The 24,612-nt window shown below is 40.9% G+C and carries 19 protein-coding genes and 1 pseudogene; 19 read left to right on the forward strand and 1 reads right to left on the reverse strand.

Annotated elements, in window-relative coordinates:
* Positions 1-31: 31 nt before the first annotated feature.
* The 7 genes and pseudogenes from T344_RS30625 to T344_RS0124410 form a co-directional block, all read left to right on the forward strand.
* A pseudogene (locus T344_RS30625) lies at positions 32-738 on the forward strand (ABC transporter ATP-binding protein); the annotation flags it as partial.
* A 183-nt stretch (positions 739-921) separates the two neighbouring features.
* Complete coding sequence (locus T344_RS31795; protein WP_027630873.1) at positions 922-4,497, forward strand: PA14 domain-containing protein; 3,576 nt, start codon at positions 922-924, stop codon at positions 4,495-4,497.
* Positions 4,498-4,683: 186 nt separating this feature from the next.
* A complete protein-coding gene (locus T344_RS0124390; protein WP_027630874.1) occupies positions 4,684-5,865 on the forward strand; it encodes a LysM peptidoglycan-binding domain-containing protein in 1,182 nt (393 codons plus the stop codon).
* Between the two features lie 315 nt (positions 5,866-6,180).
* Entirely contained in the window at positions 6,181-6,993 is an 813-nt protein-coding gene (locus T344_RS0124395) for a hypothetical protein (RefSeq protein ID WP_027630875.1), read from the forward strand.
* 293 nt (positions 6,994-7,286) lie between these two features.
* Positions 7,287-8,807, forward strand: coding sequence for a nitrogenase component 1 (locus tag T344_RS0124400; RefSeq protein ID WP_027630876.1), 1,521 nt, complete (start codon positions 7,287-7,289; stop codon positions 8,805-8,807).
* Positions 8,808-8,912: 105 nt separating this feature from the next.
* Positions 8,913-10,256, forward strand: a complete 1,344-nt coding sequence (locus T344_RS0124405; RefSeq protein ID WP_027630877.1) for a nitrogenase component 1 — start codon at positions 8,913-8,915, stop codon at positions 10,254-10,256.
* Positions 10,257-10,365: 109 nt separating this feature from the next.
* Complete coding sequence (locus T344_RS0124410; RefSeq protein ID WP_027630878.1) at positions 10,366-11,355, forward strand: metallophosphoesterase; 990 nt, start codon at positions 10,366-10,368, stop codon at positions 11,353-11,355.
* Between the two features lie 10 nt (positions 11,356-11,365).
* Here the strand turns inward: T344_RS0124410 and T344_RS0124415 are convergent, their stop codons facing one another.
* Positions 11,366-12,208: a prenyltransferase gene (locus T344_RS0124415; RefSeq protein ID WP_027630879.1), complete on the reverse strand. Its 843-nt coding sequence runs from the start codon at positions 12,206-12,208 to the stop codon at positions 11,366-11,368.
* A gap of 204 nt (positions 12,209-12,412) precedes the next feature.
* Between T344_RS0124415 and T344_RS0124420 the strand changes: the two genes are divergently transcribed.
* From T344_RS0124420 to T344_RS0124480, 12 genes are all read left to right on the forward strand, one after another.
* Positions 12,413-13,420 carry an ROK family protein gene (locus tag T344_RS0124420; protein ID WP_027630880.1) on the forward strand — a complete coding sequence of 336 codons (1,008 nt, stop codon included), beginning with the start codon at positions 12,413-12,415 and terminating at the stop codon, positions 13,418-13,420.
* A gap of 75 nt (positions 13,421-13,495) precedes the next feature.
* On the forward strand, positions 13,496-14,398 hold the full coding sequence (locus T344_RS0124425) for a PHP domain-containing protein (RefSeq protein ID WP_027630881.1): 903 nt from the start codon (positions 13,496-13,498) through the stop codon (positions 14,396-14,398).
* 146 nt (positions 14,399-14,544) lie between these two features.
* Positions 14,545-14,988, forward strand: a complete 444-nt coding sequence (locus T344_RS0124430) for a MarR family winged helix-turn-helix transcriptional regulator (protein ID WP_027630882.1) — start codon at positions 14,545-14,547, stop codon at positions 14,986-14,988.
* A gap of 148 nt (positions 14,989-15,136) precedes the next feature.
* On the forward strand, positions 15,137-16,897 hold the full coding sequence (locus tag T344_RS0124435) for an ABC transporter ATP-binding protein (protein ID WP_027630883.1): 1,761 nt from the start codon (positions 15,137-15,139) through the stop codon (positions 16,895-16,897).
* Positions 16,894-18,756 carry an ABC transporter transmembrane domain-containing protein gene (locus T344_RS0124440; RefSeq protein WP_034863033.1) on the forward strand — a complete coding sequence of 621 codons (1,863 nt, stop codon included), beginning with the start codon at positions 16,894-16,896 and terminating at the stop codon, positions 18,754-18,756. The genes T344_RS0124435 and T344_RS0124440 overlap by 4 nt, the downstream gene beginning before the upstream one ends.
* Before the next feature lie 225 nt (positions 18,757-18,981).
* Complete coding sequence (locus T344_RS0124445; protein WP_027630885.1) at positions 18,982-19,266, forward strand: ArsR/SmtB family transcription factor; 285 nt, start codon at positions 18,982-18,984, stop codon at positions 19,264-19,266.
* A 63-nt stretch (positions 19,267-19,329) separates the two neighbouring features.
* Positions 19,330-19,995 (forward strand): cytochrome c biogenesis CcdA family protein, encoded by a 666-nt coding sequence (locus tag T344_RS0124450; RefSeq protein WP_027630886.1) that lies wholly within the window; start codon positions 19,330-19,332, stop codon positions 19,993-19,995.
* Positions 19,996-20,006: 11 nt separating this feature from the next.
* Positions 20,007-20,594 (forward strand): TlpA family protein disulfide reductase, encoded by a 588-nt coding sequence (locus T344_RS0124455; protein ID WP_027630887.1) that lies wholly within the window; start codon positions 20,007-20,009, stop codon positions 20,592-20,594.
* A gap of 317 nt (positions 20,595-20,911) precedes the next feature.
* Positions 20,912-21,403: a pyridoxamine 5'-phosphate oxidase family protein gene (locus tag T344_RS0124465; RefSeq protein ID WP_027630889.1), complete on the forward strand. Its 492-nt coding sequence runs from the start codon at positions 20,912-20,914 to the stop codon at positions 21,401-21,403.
* Positions 21,404-21,770: 367 nt separating this feature from the next.
* Positions 21,771-22,607, forward strand: coding sequence for a sialate O-acetylesterase (locus T344_RS0124470; RefSeq protein ID WP_027630890.1), 837 nt, complete (start codon positions 21,771-21,773; stop codon positions 22,605-22,607).
* 243 nt (positions 22,608-22,850) lie between these two features.
* Positions 22,851-23,492 (forward strand): helix-turn-helix domain-containing protein, encoded by a 642-nt coding sequence (locus tag T344_RS30100; RefSeq protein WP_051572239.1) that lies wholly within the window; start codon positions 22,851-22,853, stop codon positions 23,490-23,492.
* Between the two features lie 331 nt (positions 23,493-23,823).
* Positions 23,824-24,213 (forward strand): DUF5071 domain-containing protein, encoded by a 390-nt coding sequence (locus T344_RS0124480; RefSeq protein WP_027630891.1) that lies wholly within the window; start codon positions 23,824-23,826, stop codon positions 24,211-24,213.
* Positions 24,214-24,612: the final 399 nt, after the last annotated feature.

The raw sequence follows: 24,612 nt of genomic DNA on the forward strand, positions 1-24,612 counted from the left end.
ACAGTGAAAGGTACTATCATAAGAATGGCAGGCAAAATTTATTGACAGCAAGGGAAAAGACATTGAAGTTAAGAATTTTAGCATTGAAATGAAGGACGTCAGATTTTCCTATGATAAACGTACCATACTTGATAACGTCACCTTTAACGTACCCCAAAATACGACAACCGCAATAGTTGGGCCGTCCGGAAGCGGTAAAACCACCATCTGCAGCCTCATTGCAAGATTCTATGATGCGGACTCGGGGAGCGTATCCATCGGAGACACCGAATTGTTAATAATATCAAATTCGGAAAACCTGACGCTGCCATGGAGGAAGTTATCGAAGCTGCCAGGAAGGCACGTTGTCATGACTTCATTACTAATTTGCCGGATGGTTATAATACCATGGTGGGCGAAGGAGGCTCGACCCTGTCGGGAGGTGAAAAGCAGCGTATCTCCATCGCCCGCGCAATCCTGAAAAATGCACCTGTTGTCATACTGGACGAAGCAACTGCAAGTGTAGATCCCGAAAATGAGCATTATATCCAGGAGGCCATCAGTGCTTTAACCCATGGGAAAACCATCATAGTCATAGCTCATAGGTTGGCGACCATAGAGAATGCCGATCAGATTCTGGCACTGGACGGAGGCAGAATAGTTCAACAGGGAACACATGAGCAGCTTTTGACAGAAGATGGCATATATAGCCGGTTCCATGCCATAAGAAAGCAGGCCGAAGGCTGGAGTATTGCATAAAATCCGGGTTTCATCACTTTTTTGCCCGATGTAAAATGTAAGTACTATTACAAAAAACTTACAATAGTATTATATTTAATTAACCTCCATTATTTAACAGTGAAAATAGAATATAATAAAATCAACAGGATTTAAATTTAAGTCTGAATTATATTTTTTTATTTTATTTGGAGGTTAAAAATTATGAAGAAATTTTTGTGTATCTTATTGGCATGCGTGCTGTTATTGTCATCAACAGCGGTTTTTGCCACTAATGGTAACGGAAATGGCAATGACAAAAAGTTTAATAATTATAACGACGAGTATGAAAATGCCATAAACGCATTACAGGCAATACTTAATAACTACAGCAGAGATGACAGGAACTATGATTACTATGATCAGCAATATATCCAGGAAATTATTAATCAGATATTAAAGTTAAAACAAAAGTACAAGGATGGGTCCACATCAATTTTTATCAACGGCCGGGAGTACTCTGTCAACGATGGGGATACCATTAAATACAAAAATTTTGTATTACCCGTAAAACCTGTTCAGGAAGGCCTTGGGGCAAATGTCAACTGGAACAGCAAAACACACATTGTTACAATAACAGACGGTAACATTACTCTGATTATGAATCTTGACAACAATAAAATAAAGGTTAACGGTTTTGAAATCAAAAACAGTGTTCTGACAAGCAACAAGAAAAATCAAACAATAGTATTGATAAAATTTATAGCCGAAGTACTGGGAAAGAATGCCGAAATTAACGAAGGTGCCGGTGCCATTATCATTGATGATGACGGAAGCACCAGCATCAATGACAATACTAAAGGCAATGGCTTGGGCCAGTTTAATTACAGCGGAAAATGGAATTACGGAACCCAGGCAAATGCATATCTGGAGGATAATCACTGGTCCTCGAGCCGCAATGCTTATTATAAGGTAAAATTTGAAGGCACACAGATAAAGCTTTATGGAGCAACCTCGAATAATCACGGTATTGCCGCTGTTTCAATCGACAACGGACGGGAAACCAATGTTGATTTTTACTCTTCCAAGAGAGCGGACAATGTTTTAGTATACACAAGTCCTGTTTTGAAACCGGGCCAGCATACACTGAAGGTGCGCGTTACAGGAACTAAAAACAGCAAATCCAAAGGAACTAATATTACAGCCGACAGGGCAACTATTTTTTCAACCGATGCCGCTCAAAGCAATATAGCATTAAACAAAAGTGCCTTTTCCGACAGCCAGCAATCTGAAAATCCGGCCTACAAGGGTAATGACGGAAATACTTCAACCCGTTGGAGTGCATCCGACAGCTCCATAAACCACTGGTGGACTGTAGATCTGGGAGCCCTCTACAACATCAACGGTTCACAGGTAACATGGGAAAAGCCAAATAAGGCATATAAGTACAAAATAGAAGTTTCTCCCGATAACTACAACTGGACTCTTAAAGTTAATAAGACCAACAGTTACAGCAAGCAGCAGGTTCAAACAGACAGCTTCAGTGCAAATTCGGCCAGGTATGTAAGAATTACCGTTACAGGCCTGGAATCAGGCTGTTGGGCAAGTTTCTCCGAATTCAAGGTATTTGGCAGTGGAGGCACAAATACCAATGTTGACACAAAAGCTCCTACAGCTCCCACCAGCCTTAAAATAACCGCTCCGGTCCCCAACGAAGTTGCTTTGAACTGGAATGCCTCTTATGATAATGTGGGAATAGCAGGCTATAAAATATACAGAAACGGCTATGAGGTTGACGATATATCAAACGGCACATCCTACAGGGATAAAGGATTATCTGCCGGCACCACTTATGTTTACTCGGTAGTAGCATACGATGCGGCTGGTAATTATTCAAATCACAGTGAGTTTGCCTATGTGACAACTCCGCGTTCAAACAGCGACGATGACTGGTACGGAAATGGTAACGGACTTAAGGCCGAATACTATAACAATAAGGATTTAACCGACTTAAGATTTACGCGTACCGACGGCACGGTAGATAATTACTGGAAAAATAGCTCACCTGACTCAAGAATAGATAAAGAGACATTTTCCATCAGGTGGTCTGGACAAATTCAACCACTGTATTCAGAAACATATACATTTTACACAACATCAGACGACGGCGTCAGATTATGGGTTAATGGCGTAAAACTTATCGACAATTGGTGTGACCATAGCGAAACGGAGAATAATGGAAACATTAATCTGACTGCGGGACAGAAGTATGACATAAAACTGGAGTACTATAATAATTGTGATATAGGAAAAATTAATCTTAAATGGTCAAGCTCCAGTCAATCAAAACAAATCGTTCCTAAAAGCCAGCTTTATTCTTCTGGAACAACTTCCGGCACAGACACACAGGCGCCCACAGTTCCTGAACGGCTCAGGGCCTCGGCTGTCTCTGCAAATCAAATCACTTTGACCTGGAATGCCTCATCAGACAATACAGGTGTTGCAGGATACAGGATTTACAGAAACGGTGTCCTGGCAGGAACGGTAAATAACACAACGACTTTTACAGATACCGGCCTGGCTGCAAATACAACATACACCTACCAGGTTGCAGCCTTTGATGCTGAGGGTAACAGCTCAAACAAGAGCTCAAGTGCAGCGGCAACAACCCGCACTTCCACACCCCAGGTCCCGCTGGGTACAGGCAACGGACTCAAAGGTGAGTACTATGACAATATTGATTTCACCAACCTGATAAAGGAAAGAGTGGATGAAAATATCAACTTTAACTGGTGGAAAAATGCCCCCATACCCTCAATGGGCGCAGATGAGTTTTCTGTCCGCTGGACAGGACAAATACAGCCCTTGTATTCGGAAACATACACATTCACTACGGTTTCTGACGACGGTGCAAGGCTATGGATAAACGGAACCAGGATAATCGACGACTGGAGGGAACACAGTTCTGCCGAAAGCAGCGGTACTATTACACTTACAGCCGGACAGAAATATGATATAAAATATGAATATTTTGATAAGACCAACGAAGCGGAGGCAAAACTCTTCTGGTCAAGCCCCAGCCAGACAAAGCAAATTGTTCCCAAGAGTCAATTGTATTGCACCGATGTTGATACACAGGCGCCTTCAACTCCGGACACCCTGCGTGCCTCAGCCGTTTCATCCAGCCAGGTGGTTTTAAACTGGAGACCTTCCACAGATAACACAGGTGTAGCCGGTTACAGGATATACCGGAACGGCAGCCTGATTCAAACTGTGACCTCCGGCACAACTTATACCGACGCAGGTCTTGCCGCAAATACATCATATACCTATACAGTATCGGCATATGATGCTGCCGGAAACAGTTCACCCCAGTCCCTGCCTGTGACAATTTCCACACAGCAGCCGTCAACAGACAATTTAGCTCTGGGCAGGAGTGCTGTTTCGGACAGTGAGGAAAACGGCAACTCCGCTCAAAACGGAAATGACGGAAACCTTGACACACGGTGGTGTGCAGCAGACGGAAATGTTAATCACTGGTGGCAGGTAGACCTTGGAAGCAACCTGGACCTGACAGGTACTGAAATCACCTGGGAAAAGAACAAGGTATACAAGTACCGGATTGAAGTTTCGGCCGACGGCACAAACTGGACGGCAGCCGTAGACAATACAGGAAATAACACGGCTGTACAGACAAAAAAAGACAGCTTTAACATAAGTAACATCAGATATGTCAAAGTAACGGTAACAGGCCTGGAGGACGGTTGTTGGGCCAGCTTCTCCGAATTTAAAGTCTTTTAATTGATACTGGATTAGATTCAAATTTATATAGTCCCAAACATCAGAAGTATAATTTTGTCAAAGACAGAATTATACTTCTTTTTATTTCACACCGCCCTTTTTGTCCATTGGCAAAACATATAGGTTGTATAACTCCCTTTTAATATTACTTATTATTTGAAAGCGTTAATTAAAGGAGACTTTGATATGTATACAAGTTTACAGTCCAAAGAGAATGAACAAACCCGGGCTGAAGGAGCCAACAAAACGCCCCAAAAGACTGCTTCCTCCAGCAAAACAGTTGTAAAGCAGACCAACCCCTTTGATATTATGCAAAGGCTCCGCACCAACCCGGGTTCTCTTGCATACAACGATATTAATTTACTGCAGAAGACCATCGGCAACAGTGCAACAAGCCAATTTTTAAAGGAACTTCAGGAAAGTAAAAGTTTATACACAGTAAAGAGCGGTGACACACTTGGTGAAATCGCAGAAAAATATCATACCACTGTTGAAGCTTTTAAGAACCTGAATAACATTAAGGATATAAACCGTATATATCCGGGCCAAAAACTGAAAATACCGGCACCTGATAAAAGTTCACCTCAGCCCCATAAAGTTCAGAACAAGACTCAGGACAAAACCCAGGACAAAGCTCAGGAGAAAAACAGCGATAACGGAGCAATAAACATTGATGTGCTAAAAGATAAGATCAGCAGCTATGTCGATTTCAAGTATACCGACAAGTCCGGCAAGGAAAGTAAGAAGATACAGCTGCCCTATCAATGGGGAGGGGATTCCGGCAAGGGAAAATGGTCTGTGGAAGAAATGGATAAAAATATGCAAAAGCTTGGATTGACTGCCGACGATCCCAAACTTCAGGAAAAAGTATCGGCAAATCCCCAGGCGTCCGGGATTGATTGTTCCGGCTTTGTATTACAGGTTATAAACGCTGCTACCAACGGCCTGGCAGTACAATATTACAAAAAGGTGTTTAAAATTCCTACTGACAATGTACTTCACTGGGGAGTCAGTGCAGCAAACATGACTTCCTCCCAATGCAGCAAAAAAATAACAACCTTTTCAGAAGTACGTCCCGGGGATTACATACGCTTTGATGGAGGAGGACATATCGGTATAGTGTACGAGGTTTCCGGAGACACCATCCTGTATGCGCATTCCAGTGGAAGCAAGGGCCCCCACAAAGCCTCCGTCAAGGTCAGCCAGGCCGGCAAGAGCAGTTTGAACCTTGCCAGCGAAGGTACCTTCAGCGACTGGGACGGCGGATATTCGGCAGCTATCAAAAAATTATTCAACTACATATGCAGACCTGATTTTGCTTCATACAAGCAGGATGAAAACAGCCCTGAACAAAAAACCGGTATTTAAGAATATGCCTGTCAAACCCGCTCAACTCAAAAAATAGAAAAATTCACTCCATTTTTTCTATTTATATTGTTTATATTATATGTTATTTGATTTTATATGATTTTGAAAATGCCAGCCGTTTATATTCAGGCTGGTACTTTTTTTGCGTATAGGAATTTATAACTTTTACAAGAGTCAATTAACACTAAAAAATGAGCGCAGCAAATTTTCTTGTAAAATAATAGATTTTTTTATACCTGTATAATATAATATTTCCATTAGTATACATTTAAGGAAAATAATAATTACCTGACAAATTGAAATGAGGCTGTGAAATTGAAAAGATTTTTATTTTTGTTTTTATTAATATTTATATTAGACGGCATGACAGGCTGCGGACAAGATAATTTCAGAATCGACAAAGAAAAAAATAAATTTGTTGAAATTGGCAAAAAGGACAGCACCCCGCCAAACAGCCGGGAAATGGCTGCTGCTCCCGAGAATGCAGAAGATGATGAAAAGAACCTTTTACTGAATATAAATGCGCCTGACGGAACAGTCAAATGGGGCTTTGCAATGTCCGATATTTGCAGCGGCAAAAAACCTTTACTGAATATTACATATAAAAAGCTGGTGCAATCGTTTGGACTTCCGGCCCATATGCGGACCTGCAAAATAAATTCTCCTGCCGACGGCCCGGATACATTTGAATATTACCATATTGCAGAATATCCCGGTATGGAATTGGAATTCTATTCAGGTTACCAACCTAAAAAACAGCCTTCCGAAACCGATACAACCTTTAGATTTGATTTAACAGGTAATGGTCAGGCACTTGACTGCGGCCTGAAAGTGGGAATGACTGTCAAGGAAGTGACGGACCGATTCGGAGACCGCAATATCTACAACCTGGGAGCTGAGGAAAAGGATACCGAAAAAAAGATTGAAGATACCTATGAATTAAACGATATAAAACATATTTTGACCAGCCATAAACCGGCTGATATGTATAATAATTATCAAAAAGCCATGATAGTCTATGCAGACCCGCATAAATCTGATGAACCGGTAAAAGCACAGGCATTGGTTTTACTGATAAAAGAAAGTAAGGTTGACAGGATTGTATTCGGCTATCCCACAGCTGATTGAGTTTCACGTTAATAATGTTATTAAAAATTTTGGATTTACAAAAAAAATATTGTATGCTAATATTAACATATTAAATATATATGCATAATATATTTTTAATTATAACGTTATTACACTTTACAAGATTTAAACAAAAATTTAAATCAAAATGTAAATTGGTATTATTGAACTGCAAAAATTCAATAATGAAGTTGACTGAATTTATCAGAGACTGTTTTGAGTATATCAAGTACTTATAAACAGTCTTTTTATTTACTGGAAAAACTATTCTTAAATGTAAGGAGTGAATCTTAGTGAAAAGAATCAATTTGGCTGCAACTGCTGTAGAAAGCCGCGAACAGCGGCTTGGTACCATCATAGGCTGGGATGGCAATGCCGACAGTCTCGCCGAAGAATCGGGGTATGCCAGAAAATGTACCGGAAGAAAGGGGAAAACATGTGAGCTGTGTGAGGTGAGAGGACCTTTTACGCAGGGCTCGGTCTGCAGTGAGCAGATGGTTGAGTGTCAGGCCGGAAACGTCCGTGATGCGGTGCTCATACAACATTCTCCAATTGGTTGTGCCGTCAGCCAGACCATATACAACTCCATTTACAGGAACGGACTTGCCATGAGGAATCTGCCGGTGGAAAATCTGAAAATAGTATCGACCAACCTCCTTGAAAAGGATATGGTCTTTGGTGGTATTGAAAAGCTTAAGCAAACTCTGGATGATGTCATTGAACGTTACAATCCAAAAGCTGTATTTATCGGAACTTCATGTTCCACTGGTATTATCGGTGACGACATAGACAGTGTAGCCGCCGAATATACCGAGCAGCACCGGCTTCCGGTTGTGCCGCTCCACTGCGAGGGTTTCAGGTCAAAGCATTGGAGTACAGGATTTGATTCCACACAGCATGGGATTTTAAGGGATATAGTGAGAAAAAATCCAAAAAAGCAGGAAGATCTGGTCAATGTGATCAATCTTTGGGGTTCGGACGTTTTTACCCCCATGCTGAAAGAATTGAACTTGCGCGTGAATTATGTAATTGATATGGCAACGGTGGAGGATCTGGCACAAATGTCGGAGGCGGCTGCCACAGTCGGCTTCTGCAACACGTTATCCTCCTATCTTGCCCAGGGGCTGGAGCAGAATTTCGGTGTGCCGGAGTTAAAGGCTCCGCAGCCCTATGGAATCGCAGGCACCGATGCATGGCTCCGGGGACTTGCAAAGCTGACTCACCGTGAAGAACCGGCCGAAAGATATATAAAAAAGGAACATGCACGGATCAAGCCCCTCATAGCTGCTCTAAAGCTCAAACTGAAGGGTAAAAAGGGCTATGTAGCCACAGGTTCCGCATATTCCCACGGTCTGATAGCCGTTATGAGAGAACTTGGGATTGAGGTAAACGGCTCCCTGGTATTCCATCATGATCCCATCTATGACAGTGAAGACCCGGCTCAGGACTCCCTGGCCTTTTTGGTGGATAACTACGGGGATGTAGAAAATTTCAGTGTCAGCAACAGACAGCAGCACCAATTTTATGCTCTTCTAAAAAGAGTAAATCCGGACTTTATACTCATACGGCACAACGGACTTGCTCCTCTTGCCTCAAGGCTGGGAATACCTGCTGCTCCGCTGGGCGATGAGCATATTGCCGTAGGTTATGACGGAATTGTAAATCTTGGCAATGCCATCCTGGAAATCCTGCAGCGGAGAAAGTTTCATGAGGACCTTTCAAAACATGTCAAACTGCCCTATACCAAGTGGTGGCTTGAGCAGACAGATCCCTATATTGTCGCAAGAAACCCCCGGCTGATCTATCAGGATTGATTATATACAAGATTACATTACATGCAGATTATATGCACGAGTTTTATTTTATGAACGGGATTGATTTTATAGCAGACATTATTTATATGAAATGGAGGAAATCAGATGTCTTTACTTGAGGATACAAAAACAAATTCCATAAGCCGTCCGCGCTACGGCTGCGCAATAGGAGCAACACATACTGCTGCCGCCATACCAGGGGTGATACCCATAACCCACTGCGGGCCCGGCTGTGCCGATAAGCAGTATGTGAGTCTTGCATTTTATAACGGTTTTCAGGGCGGAGGCTACAGCGGCGGAGCAGTGCCTCCAAGCGCAAATATTTCTGAAAACGAAGTGGTATTCGGAGGAGACAACAGGCTGAGAGAGCTGATACAGGCTTCCACCAAAATCATGGCTGCCGACCTGTTTGTTGTGCTTACCGGCTGTATTCCGGACATAGTTGGGGATGATATACCTTCTGTCGTCAGTGAGTTCCAGCAGAAAGGTGTGCCCATCGTTTATGCCGAAACCGGCGGTTTTCACGGAAACAACCTGGTTGGTCATGAAACTGTGGTGCGTGCTATTATAGATCAATTTATAGGTGACTATTCGGGAAATAAAATTAAAAACACTGTAAATGTCTGGACAGAGGTGCCCTATCAAAATACGTACTGGCGCGGCGATCTGGGCGAGATCAAACGAATCCTGAAAGGAATCGGACTGAAGGTAAATATTTTATTCGGGCACGACTCCAAAGGTGTCACTGAATGGCTGGATATTCCCAAAGCGGCTTTCAACCTGGTAATATCGCCCTGGGTAGGGCTCGGAATTGCGGAACATCTTCAGGACAAGTACAATCAGCCGTACCTGCATATTCCTGCCATTCCCATAGGCGCTTTGGAGACCTCTGAATTCCTGCGCAAGGTATCAAAGTTCGCCGGTCTGAATTCCAAATCAACAGAAGAATTTATCACTAAAGAGGAAGAGAGCTATTACAAATATGTGGAGGATTTCTCCGATTTCTATTCCGAATACTGGTGGGGTGTACCTGCCAGGTTTGCCGTCGTCAGCGACAGTATCTACAGCTTATCCATCACAAAATTTCTTGTTAAGCAGCTGGGGCTTATTTCAGTAAAACAAATCATAACTGAAAACACTCCCGAGGAATATAAGGAACAAATCCGCCAAGAGTTCAGACATATTGACCACGATGTGAATCTGGAGGTTGAATTTCTGGAAGACGGCTATCTGATTGAAGAAGCACTGCGTACAGCAGCCGAAAAGCCCGCCATTATCTTTGGAACTACCTGGGACAGGGATATCGCAAAAGAATTAAAGGGTAATATAGTTGAAATAGGCTTTCCGTCCTCGTATGAAGTAGTTCTTTCAAGATCGTATGTGGGGTATAAGGGTGCACTGTCCCTGATTGAAAAAATCTTTACCGTGGCAATAAGCGCAAGCGCATAAGGACAACAAGAAACGTAAAAATTTTTCTATTAATTTCAAGTATGCCGCCAGTAATATTACTCAAAATAATAGTGACAATTAATTAAGTATATTATAGGTGGGTGAGGAAATGAAAAGGCGGTTGCTTGCTGTTTTAACGGCTGTTTTCCTAATGATGAACAATTACTCTGACATCACATTTGCACAGATAAGTGATATCCGCGGTGTTAAAAGTAATAGTCAAACAGCAGAACAGGGAAAAAGAATAATCAATGAAAAACCTTTTTCAATGGTGTGGTTTACCGACACGCAATATTACGCCGAGTCCTATCCTGAAATATTCGATTTCCTGGGTGACTGGCTTGTCAAAGAATATAAGAAAGGTTCTTTTGGTTATGTAATCAATACCGGCGATCTGGTAAATGTTGCGAGCGATATTAGGCAGTGGGAGGTTGTCGACCGCAATTTTAAAAAGCTTGATACTGCAAATGTTCCTTACGGCGTCCTTGCAGGAAATCATGACGTGTCAATTAATGGATTGAATTATGAAATCTACAATAAATATTTTGGAAAATCACGCTTTAAAGCCAAATCATGGTACGGAGGAAACATGAGTAACAATCTCAACCATTATGACTTAATAACCCTTGGCGGCCATGATTTTATTATTCTTTATCTGGACTATAGTACAAATATTACTGAAGAAACCATCAAATGGTCAAATAATATTCTGAAAAAATATTCCGGCCGGACCGCCATATTAGCCATGCACGAATATCTCAACTGCAATTCCTCCCTGACTTACGTTGCTCACAACGTATTCAACCGCATAATTTCAAAAAACAACAATGTGATTATGATTTTATGCGGGCATAACCATTGTGCTGTCAGAAGGATAAAAACTGTTATAAATACCGATGGAAGCACTAGAAAGGTAATAGAAATACTGTCGGATTATCAAAAAGCACCGCATGGAGGAGACGGATATTTAAGATATCTCAATTTTCACCCCGAATCCGGATTACTTCAAGTGGTCACATATTCACCTTACAAGAATAAGTATAATTTTTTTGAAGACACCAAAGACAGCTTCACTGAAAAAATTAAGCTGATTGATTGAAAATATTATCTCAATCATATTTATGTTCAAGGTTTTTTAATATTTCGTGGTAACGCTCAGTCCCCAGGTCACTCGGTTCCCCTTTTTTGCAGAAGGTGAGCCCTGCCAGCTTCTGATTGGGCCGTTCCACTACAATACTGCCGCTTTTTAATCTGGATTGCAAAACTCCCAGTGCCTCGAGGTATCTTCCGTCCTTTTTTGCCCTGTTATAAAAAGATAGAACGTAAACATAGAAAAAAAGGTTATAACTGAAAAACGGATAGGTAACCTGCATAAAAAGCGTACCGATTCCATAGTGGCAAGGGCCGAGCGGTATACGGGTTTCCCAATGCTCAAGCAGAAATTCTACAGCTCTATCAAGAGCTTCAGCCGAGTTTAAATAATGAGTAAATCTAAAAGCATCCAGCGCCGCCAACGTCGGACCAGGATTTGAAAACTCCGTCTCAGGGCCTCTGCCGAAGCTGAACTTATTGCACCGCCAGCCGCCGTCGCTGTGCTGAATTTCCAGGAGATGCTCAAAGGTTTTCTTGAGCCTGCAGTCAGAAGAATATCCCAAATGGCTGAGGGTTCTGGCTGCATTAATAGTATGGCAGGGATATATTGCACCTTGAGGGGTCAGCTTGAATCGTCCGTCTTCACGCCATGAACTTAAGATCAGGTCGGCTGTCTCTTTCAATACAGGTTCGGAACCATCCATTCCCATTTCTGACAGCATATATGCGCAGTTAAGGGTAGAAAACGGACTTCCTTTTATCAGACGTCTGTCGGAAGTGGTCCAATAATCATCGCCGTTGTCATAACGTTTGACCATAATTTTATCAATATCGGATTGATACTGCTTTTTTATTGTCATTAAAATCCATCCCCTCAACATTCTTATCTATCAGGTCTTGCAATCACTTATATATCTATGATAACCGAACCTAAAATTGAAAGCAATAGTATTTGTATTAAGAATTCCCGTAATGTTGACAATGTTTTTGAAAAGAAATATAATAAAGGTACTTTATAAATTAGATTTATAAAGTACCTTTATTATACTGTAGAGGAGCTAAATATGAATCAAAAAGGTAACGGCAATATTATAAAAGAAATTAATTTAAATAAAGTGCGCAGTGCCCTAAAAGGTGCAGGTACTGCCACCAAACCCCAGCTGGCCGAAATTACAGGTCTCAGTGTGGTAACCGTAAATTCCCTGGTAAATACCTTGTTGGATACAGGCGAGCTGCATACCGACACAATATTGAATTCCGACGGCGGACGTCCGGCGGCATTATTCAGGTATAACAGTAAATTCCGCCTGGCTTTGACAATTTTTATGCATGAATACAAGGGGCAGGATACAGCTTTTTATTGTGTTACCGATTTGAGGGGAGAGGTGATAGAAAGAATCGAGCAAAATTTATCCAACGTTAGTATTGACAGCTTCGACTCCATTATAGAACATCTTATTTCCAAATATCCTCAAATCAAAGCAATATGTTTTGGTATTCCGGGTGAGGAGGTGAATCAAAGGCTTGTCATAAGCGATTATGAAGAATTGAAGGAACAATCCCTCTCAGGACATATATATGAAAAATTTCATTTGCCGGCCCACATAGAAAATGATATAAATGCGGCTGTAATTGGCTACTGCCATCAGAATAATGTCCCCAGCAATAAATGTGTCATTGGACTCTACTTTCCCGGCAAATACCCACCTGGAGCCGGAATCCACCTGAACGGTGATATTTACAAGGGGAGAAACGGTTTGGCCGGAGAAATAAAATATCTCCCATTTGGTATAGACTGGGAATCCTTTGATTACAATCCTGCAGATATGGAAAATATAAAGATAAAAACCATACAGGCATTTCAGTGTATGTTCAATCCGGATACCATTGTCCTTTATGGAGAAAAAGCAGCTGATTCAATAGCTGGGATCATCCATGAAAAAAGTCTGTCGGCCGCAGAAAAAATCATGCTTCCGGAAATTATTACATCAACAGATTTAAATACTGATTTCGAAGCCGGAATCAGACAGATAGCTCTTAAAATGATTGATACACTATACCTTAATTTATAAATTATAAGCTATATGGAGGAGATAAAGAATTTGATGTACAGGATTATCTATAAATAATAAAGGAGGGACTGTCTTGTGAAAAGTGCCATTGATTTGCATTTGCACTCTTGCTATAGTGATGATGGGGAAGTCAGCCCCCAGGAACTGGTTAAAAAATGCAAAAATAATGATATTCAAATTATGGCAATTGCCGACCACAATTGTGTAAGAGCAAATGGGGAGGCACAAAACATGGCATTGGCAGCAGGAATAACTTATATTCCCGCTGTGGAGATCGACTGTACTTTTAATGGTACCAATCTCCATGTATTGGGATATGGAATCGATTATAACAGTCCTGATTTTGAAATAATCGAGAACGATATAACAAAACAAAGTTCTGAAGTGTCTTACAAAATGCTGCTTGCCACTCAAAAGCTCGGATTCGGCATCAGCAGAGACGATATGTCCCCTTTGACTGAAAATATGTATTGGAATGACAGATGGACCGGGGAAATGTTTGCGGAAGTACTGTTAAATAAACATGAGTATAAAAATCATAAATTACTTCTGCCTTATCGTCCCGGTGAGTCCAGAAGTGATAATCCGTATGTGAATTTCTACTGGGATTTTTATTCCCAGGGGAAACCCTGCTATGTTGAAATGGTTTACCCAACCTTGGAGCACATTGTTGAAATCATTCATGAAAACGGGGGAAAAGCCGTTCTCGCACATCCCGGCGCTTCCCTGAAAGACAATGGTAAAATACTGAATGATATTATTTCAAAAGGAATTGACGGTATAGAGGCCTTCAGCAGCTACCATTCACCGTCAGCGGCCTTTAATTTCTATAAAGCAGCAATAAATAATAATATACTTGTTACTTGCGGCAGTGATTATCATGGTAAAACCAAGCCGTCAATTTCAATTGGGCAGCATGGCTGCTTAATTCCGGATGAGGAAATGCAAGGCGGCTTCTTATCCGGTTTATTCAAATAATGCATGGCCTGTTGGAAATCTCCTTCAGCATTGATAATTCAAAAAAGAGCAGTTAAAATTTTTTTCAGAACCCTATTGATAAATTAAAACAAACAGCGTATACTGTTAACAGTATTAATTATTAATACTACAAAACATAAAAGGAGATGAATAAATTGAACGCTATTGAGGAAGCGGTTAATGCATTAGATGCTTTGATGGCCCGCGGTAAATTTATGGAAGATTTTAATCGTTCAGGAAAGGGCGAGCTTTTTATTCTGAAGTATCTTTTTGAAAAGGCTTCACCTGCGCTTCCCTCTGAGTTGAGTGAAGCACTGCGAAGCAGCACGGCACGAATTTCAGTAGCTCTCGGAACCCTTGAAAAAAAAGGGCAGATCCATCGTGAGATTGATACGTCCAACCGCCGCAATATTCTGGTCACGATCACAGATGCGGGGCGTGAACGAATTCATACATTTATGCAGCAAATGAGGAACCATATGATTTGTGTACTGACCGAAATGGGAGAGAAGGACGCAAAGGAGTTTGTCCGGCTTATGGAACGGTTCTTTGAAATTGCCCAGCGAACCATGCCGGATATTACCGAGTAGAAAATGCCCGTCTCGGGTAAATAACCCAGGCAATCAGAAATGAAATAAAGTGAAATTAAGAATGCAGGCTGCAATATGTCTGCATTAAAAAAACTCCAACGCTAACAGCGTTCAATATTAACACGGATAACAAGGAGGAGTCTTTTTCATGATTCGAATTTTTAAATACCTCAAGCCAAGAGAATGGCTGATGGCATTCATCAGCTTGTTTTTTGTGGTGGCACAGGTCTGGCTGGATTTAAAATCGCCGGACTATATGTCGAAAATCACAATGCTGGTGCAAACACCCGGCAGTGCCATGAGTGACATTTGGATAGCAGGCGGCAAAATGCTGCTTTGCACGCTTGGCAGCTTGATATCTGCCATTATTGTTGGTTTTTTTGCTGCACGAATTGCCGCCACATTTTCAAAACAGCTTCGCAGTCTGCTCTTTAACAAGGTGGAAGCTTTTTCGATGGAGGAAATTAACCGTTTTTCCACTGACAGCCTCATTACCCGTTCCACCAATGACATTACGCAGGTTCAGATGTTGATTACAATGGGGCTGCAGCTTATCATTAAAGCGCCTATTACGGCTGTATGGGCTATTACCAAAATTGCTGGAAAGGGCTTCGAATGGACATTGACGACAGGAGCTGCAGTAGTGATTTTGATTGTAATGATTGGTTTCCTGATGATATTCGTCATACCAAAATTCAAAAAGATGCAAACCTTGACTGACAATATGAATCGTGTTACCCGCGAAAACCTGACGGGCTTGCGTGTTGTAAGGGCCTATAATGCCGAGGATTACCAGGAAAAAAGATTTGAGCAGGCCAATGATGAATTAACTGCTACCCAGCTTTTCACCAGCCGGGCCATGGCAATTATGATGCCTGTCATGAGCATGATTATGAGCGGTTTGTCCCTCTCCATCTATTGGATAGGCGCATACTTGATTAATGCTGCCGAGATGACGGATAAACTGACAATGTTCTCAAATATGGTGGTATTTTCCAGTTATGCCATGCAGGTTATCATGTCCTTTATGATGCTGGTCATGATTTTTATCATGCTTCCCCGCGCCAGTGTTTCCGCAAAACGTATCAACGAGGTGCTGGACACCAAACCCACGATATTGGATGGAACACGGACAGAAGGCATTCCGGGTTTGGCCGGAGAGGTGACGTTCAAGCATGTGAGCTTTAAATACCCAGGTGCGGCTGACTATGTGCTGAAGGATGTGAATTTCACGGTAAAGCAGGGTGAAACCATTGCCTTTATCGGTTCCACAGGCAGCGGCAAGTCAACCCTCATTAATCTTGTCCCCCGATTTTTTGATGCCACCGAAGGTGAAATCCTGATTGACGGTGTAAATATCCGGGAATATACGCAGGAAGCATTGCACAACAAAATCGGCTATGTGCCGCAGAAGGCTGTCATATTCAGGGGTACAGTTTCCTCCAATGTGGCATACGGCGATAACGGCCAGGGTGGATATTCAGCAGATGAAGTTAAAAAAGCTGTTGCTATTGCACAGGGCTCGGATTTTGTGGAGCGTATGGACGGTGGTTATGACGCCGACATCTCTCAAGGCGGATCAAATGTGTCGGGCGGCCAAAAACAGCGGCTCGCTATTGCCCGCGCAGTCTGCCGGAAGCCGGAAATCTATATCTTCGACGATTCCTTTTCTGCGCTGGACTACAAAACCGACCGGGTTCTGCGCAGTGTGCTGAAAAAAGAAACTGCCGGAGTGACCAGTATGATTGTGGCGCAGCGTATCGGTACTATTATGGACGCCGACCAGATTGTCGTACTGAACGAGGGCAGGGTTGTGGGGAAGGGCAGACACAGGGATTTGCTGCAAATCTGTGAGGTATACAGGCAAATTGCCATGAGCCAATTAAGTGAGGAGGAACTTGTATCATGAGTGCGCAAACAAGGAACAAACCGCATGGCAGACCTGCCGGAGGGCCGATGGGGCCGGGGTCTATGGGCGGCGTGGCAGAAAAGCCGAAAAACTTTAAGGAAACCTGGGGCAAGTTGATTGCCTATTGTAAGAATTATATGCCCGCGGTGGTTGTCGCTCTTGTTTTAGCGGCAATCGGAACGGTGCTTCAGATAGTCGGACCCGATAAGTTGAAGGAAATGACCAATGAAATCATGAAGGGGCTGCCTGCGCTGGTAAACGGCAAACAGCTTCTTGGCACGATAGACTTCTCCGCAGTAAAAAGCATCGCGTTCATGCTGGTTGCTTTTTACGCAGGTTCTACCGTTCTCAGTTTTATTCAAAGCTACATGATGGCAACGATAACGCAGAAAATCAGCAAAAATATGCGTACCGGCATATCCCAAAAAATCAACAGGATGCCCTTAAAATATTTTGACAAGGTCAGCTATGGTGATGTTCTCAGCCGTGTAACCAACGATGTGGACACCATTGGCATGACCATGAATCAAAGCATCGGAAACCTGGTCACATCCATTACCATGTTTGTGGGCTCAGCCATTATGATGTTTTATAACAACTGGATTATGGCACTGACCGCCATTGGATCGAGCATTTTCGGGTTTGTCTTCATGAGCATTATCATGATGAAATCTCAAAAATATTTCGTCCGGCAGCAAAATGATTTGGGTGCGGCCAATGGTCATGTGGAGGAGGTTTACTCCGGTCATAACGTGGTAAAGGCTTATAACGGCGGTAAGGAAGCCAAGAAGATTTTTGAAAATGTAAATCAAAATCTGTTTGACAGCGGATGGAAAAGCCAGTTTATGTCGGGTATGATGATGCCGTTTATGGCGTTTATCGGCAACTTCGGCTATGTGGCCGTCTGCGTGGTGGGAGCAGCTCTGGCCATGAACGGAACCATCAGCTTCGGTGTGATTGTCGCATTTATGATATATATCCGCCTGTTCACCCAACCCCTGTCTCAAATCGCACAGGCCTTTCAAAACCTGCAGAGAACTGCTGCTGCCAGTGAGCGCGTATTCGAGTTCTTTGATGAAGAAGAACTGTCCGACGAGAGTCAAAAAGCAAAGCGGCTGGAAAACGTAAAAGGTGATGTAGAATTCCGCCATGTAAAGTTTGGGTATACACCGGATAAGACTATCATTCACGACTTCTCGGCTAAAATCAAGGCCGGACAGAAAGTGGCAATTGTGGGGCCCACCGGCGCGGGAAAAACCACAATGGTCAACCTGCTTATGCGCTTCTATGAGCTGGACAGCGGTGAAATCCTGTTGGATGGCATACCCGAAAGCCAGGTCCGGCGTGAAAACGTGCATGAGCAGTTCGGTATGGTGTTGCAGGATACATGGCTTTTCGAGGGCACTATCAAGGAAAACATCATCTATTGCAAGCAAGGCGTGACAGACGGACAGGTAATTGCCGCCTGCAAGGCAGTGGGACTGCACCACTTTATCAAGACACTGCCGCACGGGTATGACACACCGTTGAATGATAAGGCCAACCTTTCACAGGGGCAAAAACAGCTTGTTACTATTGCCAGAGCCATGATTCAGAATGCGCCAATGCTGATTTTGGACGAGGCGACCAGCAGCGTGGATACCCGTACTGAACTGCTGATTCAGGAAGCAATGGATAAGCTGACCCAAGGCCGCACATCCTTTGTGATTGCCCACCGGCTTTCAACCATAAAAAACGCCGATTTGATTTTGGTGATGAAGGACGGGGACATCATCGAAAGCGGCAGCCATCTGGAACTGCTGGCGCAGGGCGGATTTTATGCCGACCTTTACAACAGCCAGTTTGAACCTGCTGCATAAGCAGCCACAGCCGGCATGGCAAGATAATTGGAAGAGAGTATTTTCTAGCGAAGATACCCTCTTTTTTTTATGCTTTAAAGAATGGGGAAAACCAATGTCTTCATTCCGGGCTTACACTTGATTAATCTTTATTTGTATAGTAGAATATTAGAAATTACTTAATTAATGACATGTAAACATTGACAAAAGCAATTCGCAACATAAAAACAAAGAGGGGATAAGGTCATGGAAAAAAAAGCCAAACAGCTGGCAGAGCTTTTAAAAGTACTGGCAAATGAAAACCGTTTGATGATTTTGTGTGTGTTGATGAAAGAGCCCAAAACTGTCAGCAGAATTGCCGAGAAAGTTCCTAATATTACACAGTCGGCATTATCACAGCACCTGGCACTCTTGAAAGCACATGGGATACTGGACTTTACTAAAAATGGCCAAAATATAACTTATTCGATCGCCGACCACAGGGTTGAGGAAATTATCCAAACGCTGAGAAAATATTATTGTGATAATTAGATACAATTTTATTGTTTTATTATAAAGAAGTAAAGGTATAGTACATTGGAAAGGTATATCAGTATGCAATATATTCTTTTGTTTTTAGAAGGCATTATTACATTCATATCTCCCTGTCTTTTGCCCATGCTGCCTATATACATATCGTATTTTGCAGCAAATGAAGTAAATGGAAGAAAAACACTCATGAATGCAATTGGATTTGTTTTGGGGTTTACCGTCGTCTTTATTACAATGGGCGCTTTTGCGGGGATTATTGGAAGAGTTATACGTGATTACACAACAATACTTAATGTTGTAACAGGACTAATTGTAATTATATTTGGTCTGAATTTTTTAGGAGTTATAAAAATAGGATTTTTAAACCGTATAAGCAATAAAAATGCTGATGTTAAAAACCTTGGATTTTTTTCATCCATGCTCTTTGGGCTTGTGTTTTCCATTAGCTGGACACCCTGTGTGGGGGCATTTCTGGGTTCCGCTCTGCTAATGGCATCTCTGGGAGGATCATCACTGCAAGGAATTTCCATGCTGCTTACCTTTTCATTAGGGCTGGGGATTCCATTTGTCGCAAGTGCTCTATTAATTGACCAGTTGAAAGGTGCATTCAATTTTATTAAGAGAAATTATAAAATCATCAATTTTATATCCGGCGGACTGCTCATCATTATCGGTATACTTATGGCAACCGGATACATGGGATATTTTCTTTCACTTTTAACTTTTTAGGGGGCATATTTATGAACAAGAAAACAAAAACAATCATCCTGATAGCAGCATTTGCCTTGTTTGTTGTCCTGGCTGCTTGTGTGTACAACATACTCAGCCAAAGGGTATCGCCGCAAAATAATATTGACATTTCTCAAAAAAATGGTCAGGTGTCTCAAGACAACCAGGAGCAGGTAACAGAAAAAATGAAAGCACCTGATTTTACGGTTTTAGATGCGGCCGGAAATAATGTGAAACTGTCAGAATTATTCGGCAAACCTATTGTACTGAACTTTTGGGCAAGCTGGTGCCCTCCATGTAAAGGTGAAATGCCCGAATTCAATAAGGTATATGCGGAAGTTGGACAGGACATCACATTTATGATGGTAGATCTTGTGGACGGGCAGCGTGAAACACAGGAAAAAGGTGCACAGTATGTAAAGGACGAGGATTTTTCGTTTCCTGTCTATTTTGACACCAAGCAGGATGCGGCTGATAAATACGGTATTGCGTCCATACCTACAACAATCTTTATTGATAAGGACGGCTATATTGTGACAGGAGCACAAGGGGCTATTGATGAAAAAACCTTACAAAAAGGAATTGATTTAATTAGGTGAATTTAATTATTACTTGGTTATTTTGTGATCAATGAGGGTGTACCGCTGATCAGTGATGGATTAGTTCTGGAAATGAACCGTAAATTACGAGAATATGTGGTCTGCAGATTTGAATCAGAAAACCACGAGCAGATGATAGTTGGTATGGGTAAGGCAACGAAATGCACTCGGTTTTGGCTGAAAAAGCATGGTTTAATTGCCGATGGATTTTTTTCTGAAATGTATTATAAAAGCAAGTCTAACATCGTTTATGCAGTGTTATGGATTCCGTTTAAGAAACGAGGATAATATATAATTTAATGCTGGAGGAAAAACAAATGAGCAAGTACCAAGAAGGATTGAAACTACTTGAAGAAAAATTTGGCAATGGCAAAGACAATATTATTTCACTTGCAACGGTTGCGCGAGACCCGGGCACTGACGGAAAGCCACGCCCTGTTGTCCGTAGTGTGAACGCCTATTATGAAGACGGCACATTTTATGTTGTTACACATGGCAAATCAAACAAAATGCAACAAATCGCACAAAACCAGGAGGTTTCGGTTTCAGGATGCTTAGAGATGTTTACCGCTAATGGAGTAGCTGAAAACCTTGGTTGGGTGCTTGATCCGAAAAATGCTGAAATAAGAACCAAGCTCCGCACAGCTTTTGCAGAGTGGTATGACATGGCAAATAATGAAAAGGACGAGAGTTGTTGCTTTTTAGCAATCCATCTCACAAAGGGAACATTAAACATCAACCATTGGGAAAAATTATACCACATGGATTTTGTAAATAAGACTGATATGAAAAATGGGGGCATTTTTTAAGGAGCAAAGTTTGTATAGATACGCGTAATCCTACGGTTTCCAGACTTTTATTGGTGCGATGCCATATGATCATAGCCAAGTAACGCATCCTCTATATAATTTATAGTAGTATTCACTTGTTTAATCCGATAAATCCTATTCTATATGGGATTGTGAGTTTGTCCTGAGGAACATTCGCACCAAAGAAGAGAAGAGAATTAAATTTTAATGTTTAATCCTTTTTTCTTCTTTGGTTTTGTTTGATACTATTCTTTTGGCTTCGGTACAGAGTATGGTTCAAGGATATGTTTCGAATTTAAAGAACAAGCTATTAGTCAAATAGGAATTTGTGGAGGAAGTTTAAGCAATATAAGTTAGGAGAGATACAATGAAATCAGTTTTAATGATTGGACAGTCAAATATGGCTGGTCGTGGCTTTATAGATGAAGTACCAATGATTTGTAATGAGAGAATTCAAATGCTTCGTAATGGTAGATGGCAAATGATGACAGAGCCGATTAACTATGATAGGCCTGTCTCAGGTATTGGACTTGCAGGTTCTTTTGCTGCAATGTGGTGTATGGAAAATGAAGAAGATAAGATTGGTTTAATTCCTTGTGCAGAAGGTGGAAGTTCGTTGGATGATTGGGCTACAGATAAAACATTTTTTAAACATGCAGTCAGTCAGGCAAAATTTGCAATGCAGGATAGCGAACTTATCGGAATTTTATGGCATCAAGGGGAAAATGATAGCTATGGAGGACGCTATCAGACATATTATGAAAAATTACACGTAATTGTGGAGGCATTGCGAAAAGAACTGAATGCACCAGAAGTTCCATTCATTATTGGTGGTTTGGGTGATTTCTTGGGAAAATCAGGATTTGGATTGAACTGTATAGAATATGAATTGGTAAATCATGAATTACAAAGATTTGCTTCAGAACAGAAAAATAGTTATTTCGTAACAGCAGAAGAACTAACATCTAATCCAGATGGAATTCATATGAATGCAAATTCACAGAGAAAATTTGGTATACGTTATTATGAGGCATTTTCAAAGAGAAATAATGTGTTTACTCCTGTGAAAAATGAGATTGAATTGCTGGATATTTGCATTAATAGACCGCATACAAAAGGCGAAAAAATGTATCTGGAAATGATGGAATTTGCATTAGGTAAGATGACTTATGAGAAGTTTGTGGAGAAATTAGGAACAATGTAGAGTGATTGAGCTGATAGACAAATTCCAATTTTTATAGGTGATTAGCTCATAATTTTTTATTATAATGAATTTTATTAAAAATAACAATAAATCAGAATTTGCCGCTGTGTTTTGTGTTTATAGATTGAATTTCCACTGTTTTGGTCAATGTAAAGTCAAGTTGCGTAATTGTAAAGTTTATGTGGTGGCATCAAAATGAGTTTTCTACTACAATGAAATCATCAAATCAAAGGAGGATTTCATATGAAATTAGCAGATAAAATATTAAATCTTAGAAAGACGTATGGAATGTCACAGGATGATTTGGCTGAGAAGCTGAATGTTTCCAGACAGGCAATTTCTCGTTGGGAAATGGGGACAGCACAGCCTGACACATCTAATGTGTTACAGTTAAGCAAGCTCTTTGGTGTTACAACTGATTACCTGTTGAATGATGATTATGAAAGTGACCATGATGTGCCGGCTGTGAAAGAAACCGAAATCACAACAAAGGCCGAAGCCCATCGACAATTAGCATTTATTCTTCTGACGGGTCTAAATGTTATGATTTTATTTCATCAGTTGATTGCTTGCTTTGTCCTTCAAAATGCCATTTTCTCTTTAGCTGGAACGATGCTTAGTATCGCTGCAGTTATCGGCTTTGAATCTGGATATAGATATCGTAAAATTGCACCTGAGTCGGAGAGTGCAAAGAAATACTACTACAAATTCTATGTTATTGCCTTTTGGCTTGCGGCATATTTTCCTATTAGACTACTGGCGAATGTAGCAATGATGCTGTATCCTCGTTCATACACTGGTCTTATATTTGAGATTATTGTGGTGTTGGTATACTTGTTAATCTCAATTCTTGTTACGCAGTTGATAAAGAAAAAATCAAAGTAAAAGCAACGTACAAAATTCCAATTTGCAGAATCCTTTGTATAGCAAGCACTATTTACATTCCCGCTTATAATTCAATATGTGGCGACGCAAGGATTGGTTAGAGAGGAGTTAATTGATTGAGAGATACATCACCTCGAAACACAATAATTTCCCTGATTATTGTGTTTTTATTGTACCTTTTGCAGGATTATATATTTAATACAACAACAGGATATGGCGATATAAAATAAAGTAAATAGAGAAATGGTACACTTTCCCAAAATAAGGGCAAACTATTGTATATTAATTTAATTTTTAAATATCTATAATTCTAAAATATTAGGAGTTTATTATGGAGAATGATAATTATGTTCCGAAACATAAGTTTGATTATGAAACAGTTGAGAGAATAAGAAATACTGATCCGGAAATTATTAAACCAGTATTACCATACATTTTTGAATGGCTTGAAGATATTAATTGGCCAGTAGCACAGGAATTAGTAAAAGTATTGGTTAGATTTGATGATTTAATTATCCCATTTATAAAGGATCTGATCCATAGACCGGATGGATTACGAGAATATTCAGTATATTTTTTCATGTTGCCATTGCTTACGGATACTCAATTAACTTTATTAAAAGATGAGTTAGAGAGAATTGCATACTTTCCATCACAATTTGAAAGTGAAGAAGGATATTTTGAAATTGCTCAAAAATATCTACAAAAAATAATAGAATAAGCATCAGGATATCAAACATTGGCATTTGTGTTAGATATCCTTCCGCTTAGTAAAATATAATTGAAGTTGAAGCATATGATTTAATTTGTTCGTTTTAAAAGTGAGGAATGAATAGCACAGAGAAATTGACCGTTATCCATATAACTGCCTATAAATTATATATTTATAAGCTGTACTCAGATACATTGGCTTAATGCAGCAATTATATTCCATTATATGGTCTTAAGTTGTAAAATGAAAGATAATAGACATAGAATTTGAAATAAGCATATATACTGGAGATATCTATGGGTATAACTCAGACCGGAGAAAAGAGACTTCTAGCTAAATATAGAATAATAAATTTGACGTGGAAAAAGATTTGTATTTTAATCAGTATTATTTTAATTATAATACTTT

The organism is Ruminiclostridium cellobioparum DSM 1351 = ATCC 15832 (genome assembly GCF_000621505.1).
Lineage (GTDB): Bacteria > Bacillota > Clostridia > Acetivibrionales > DSM-1351 > Ruminiclostridium > Ruminiclostridium cellobioparum.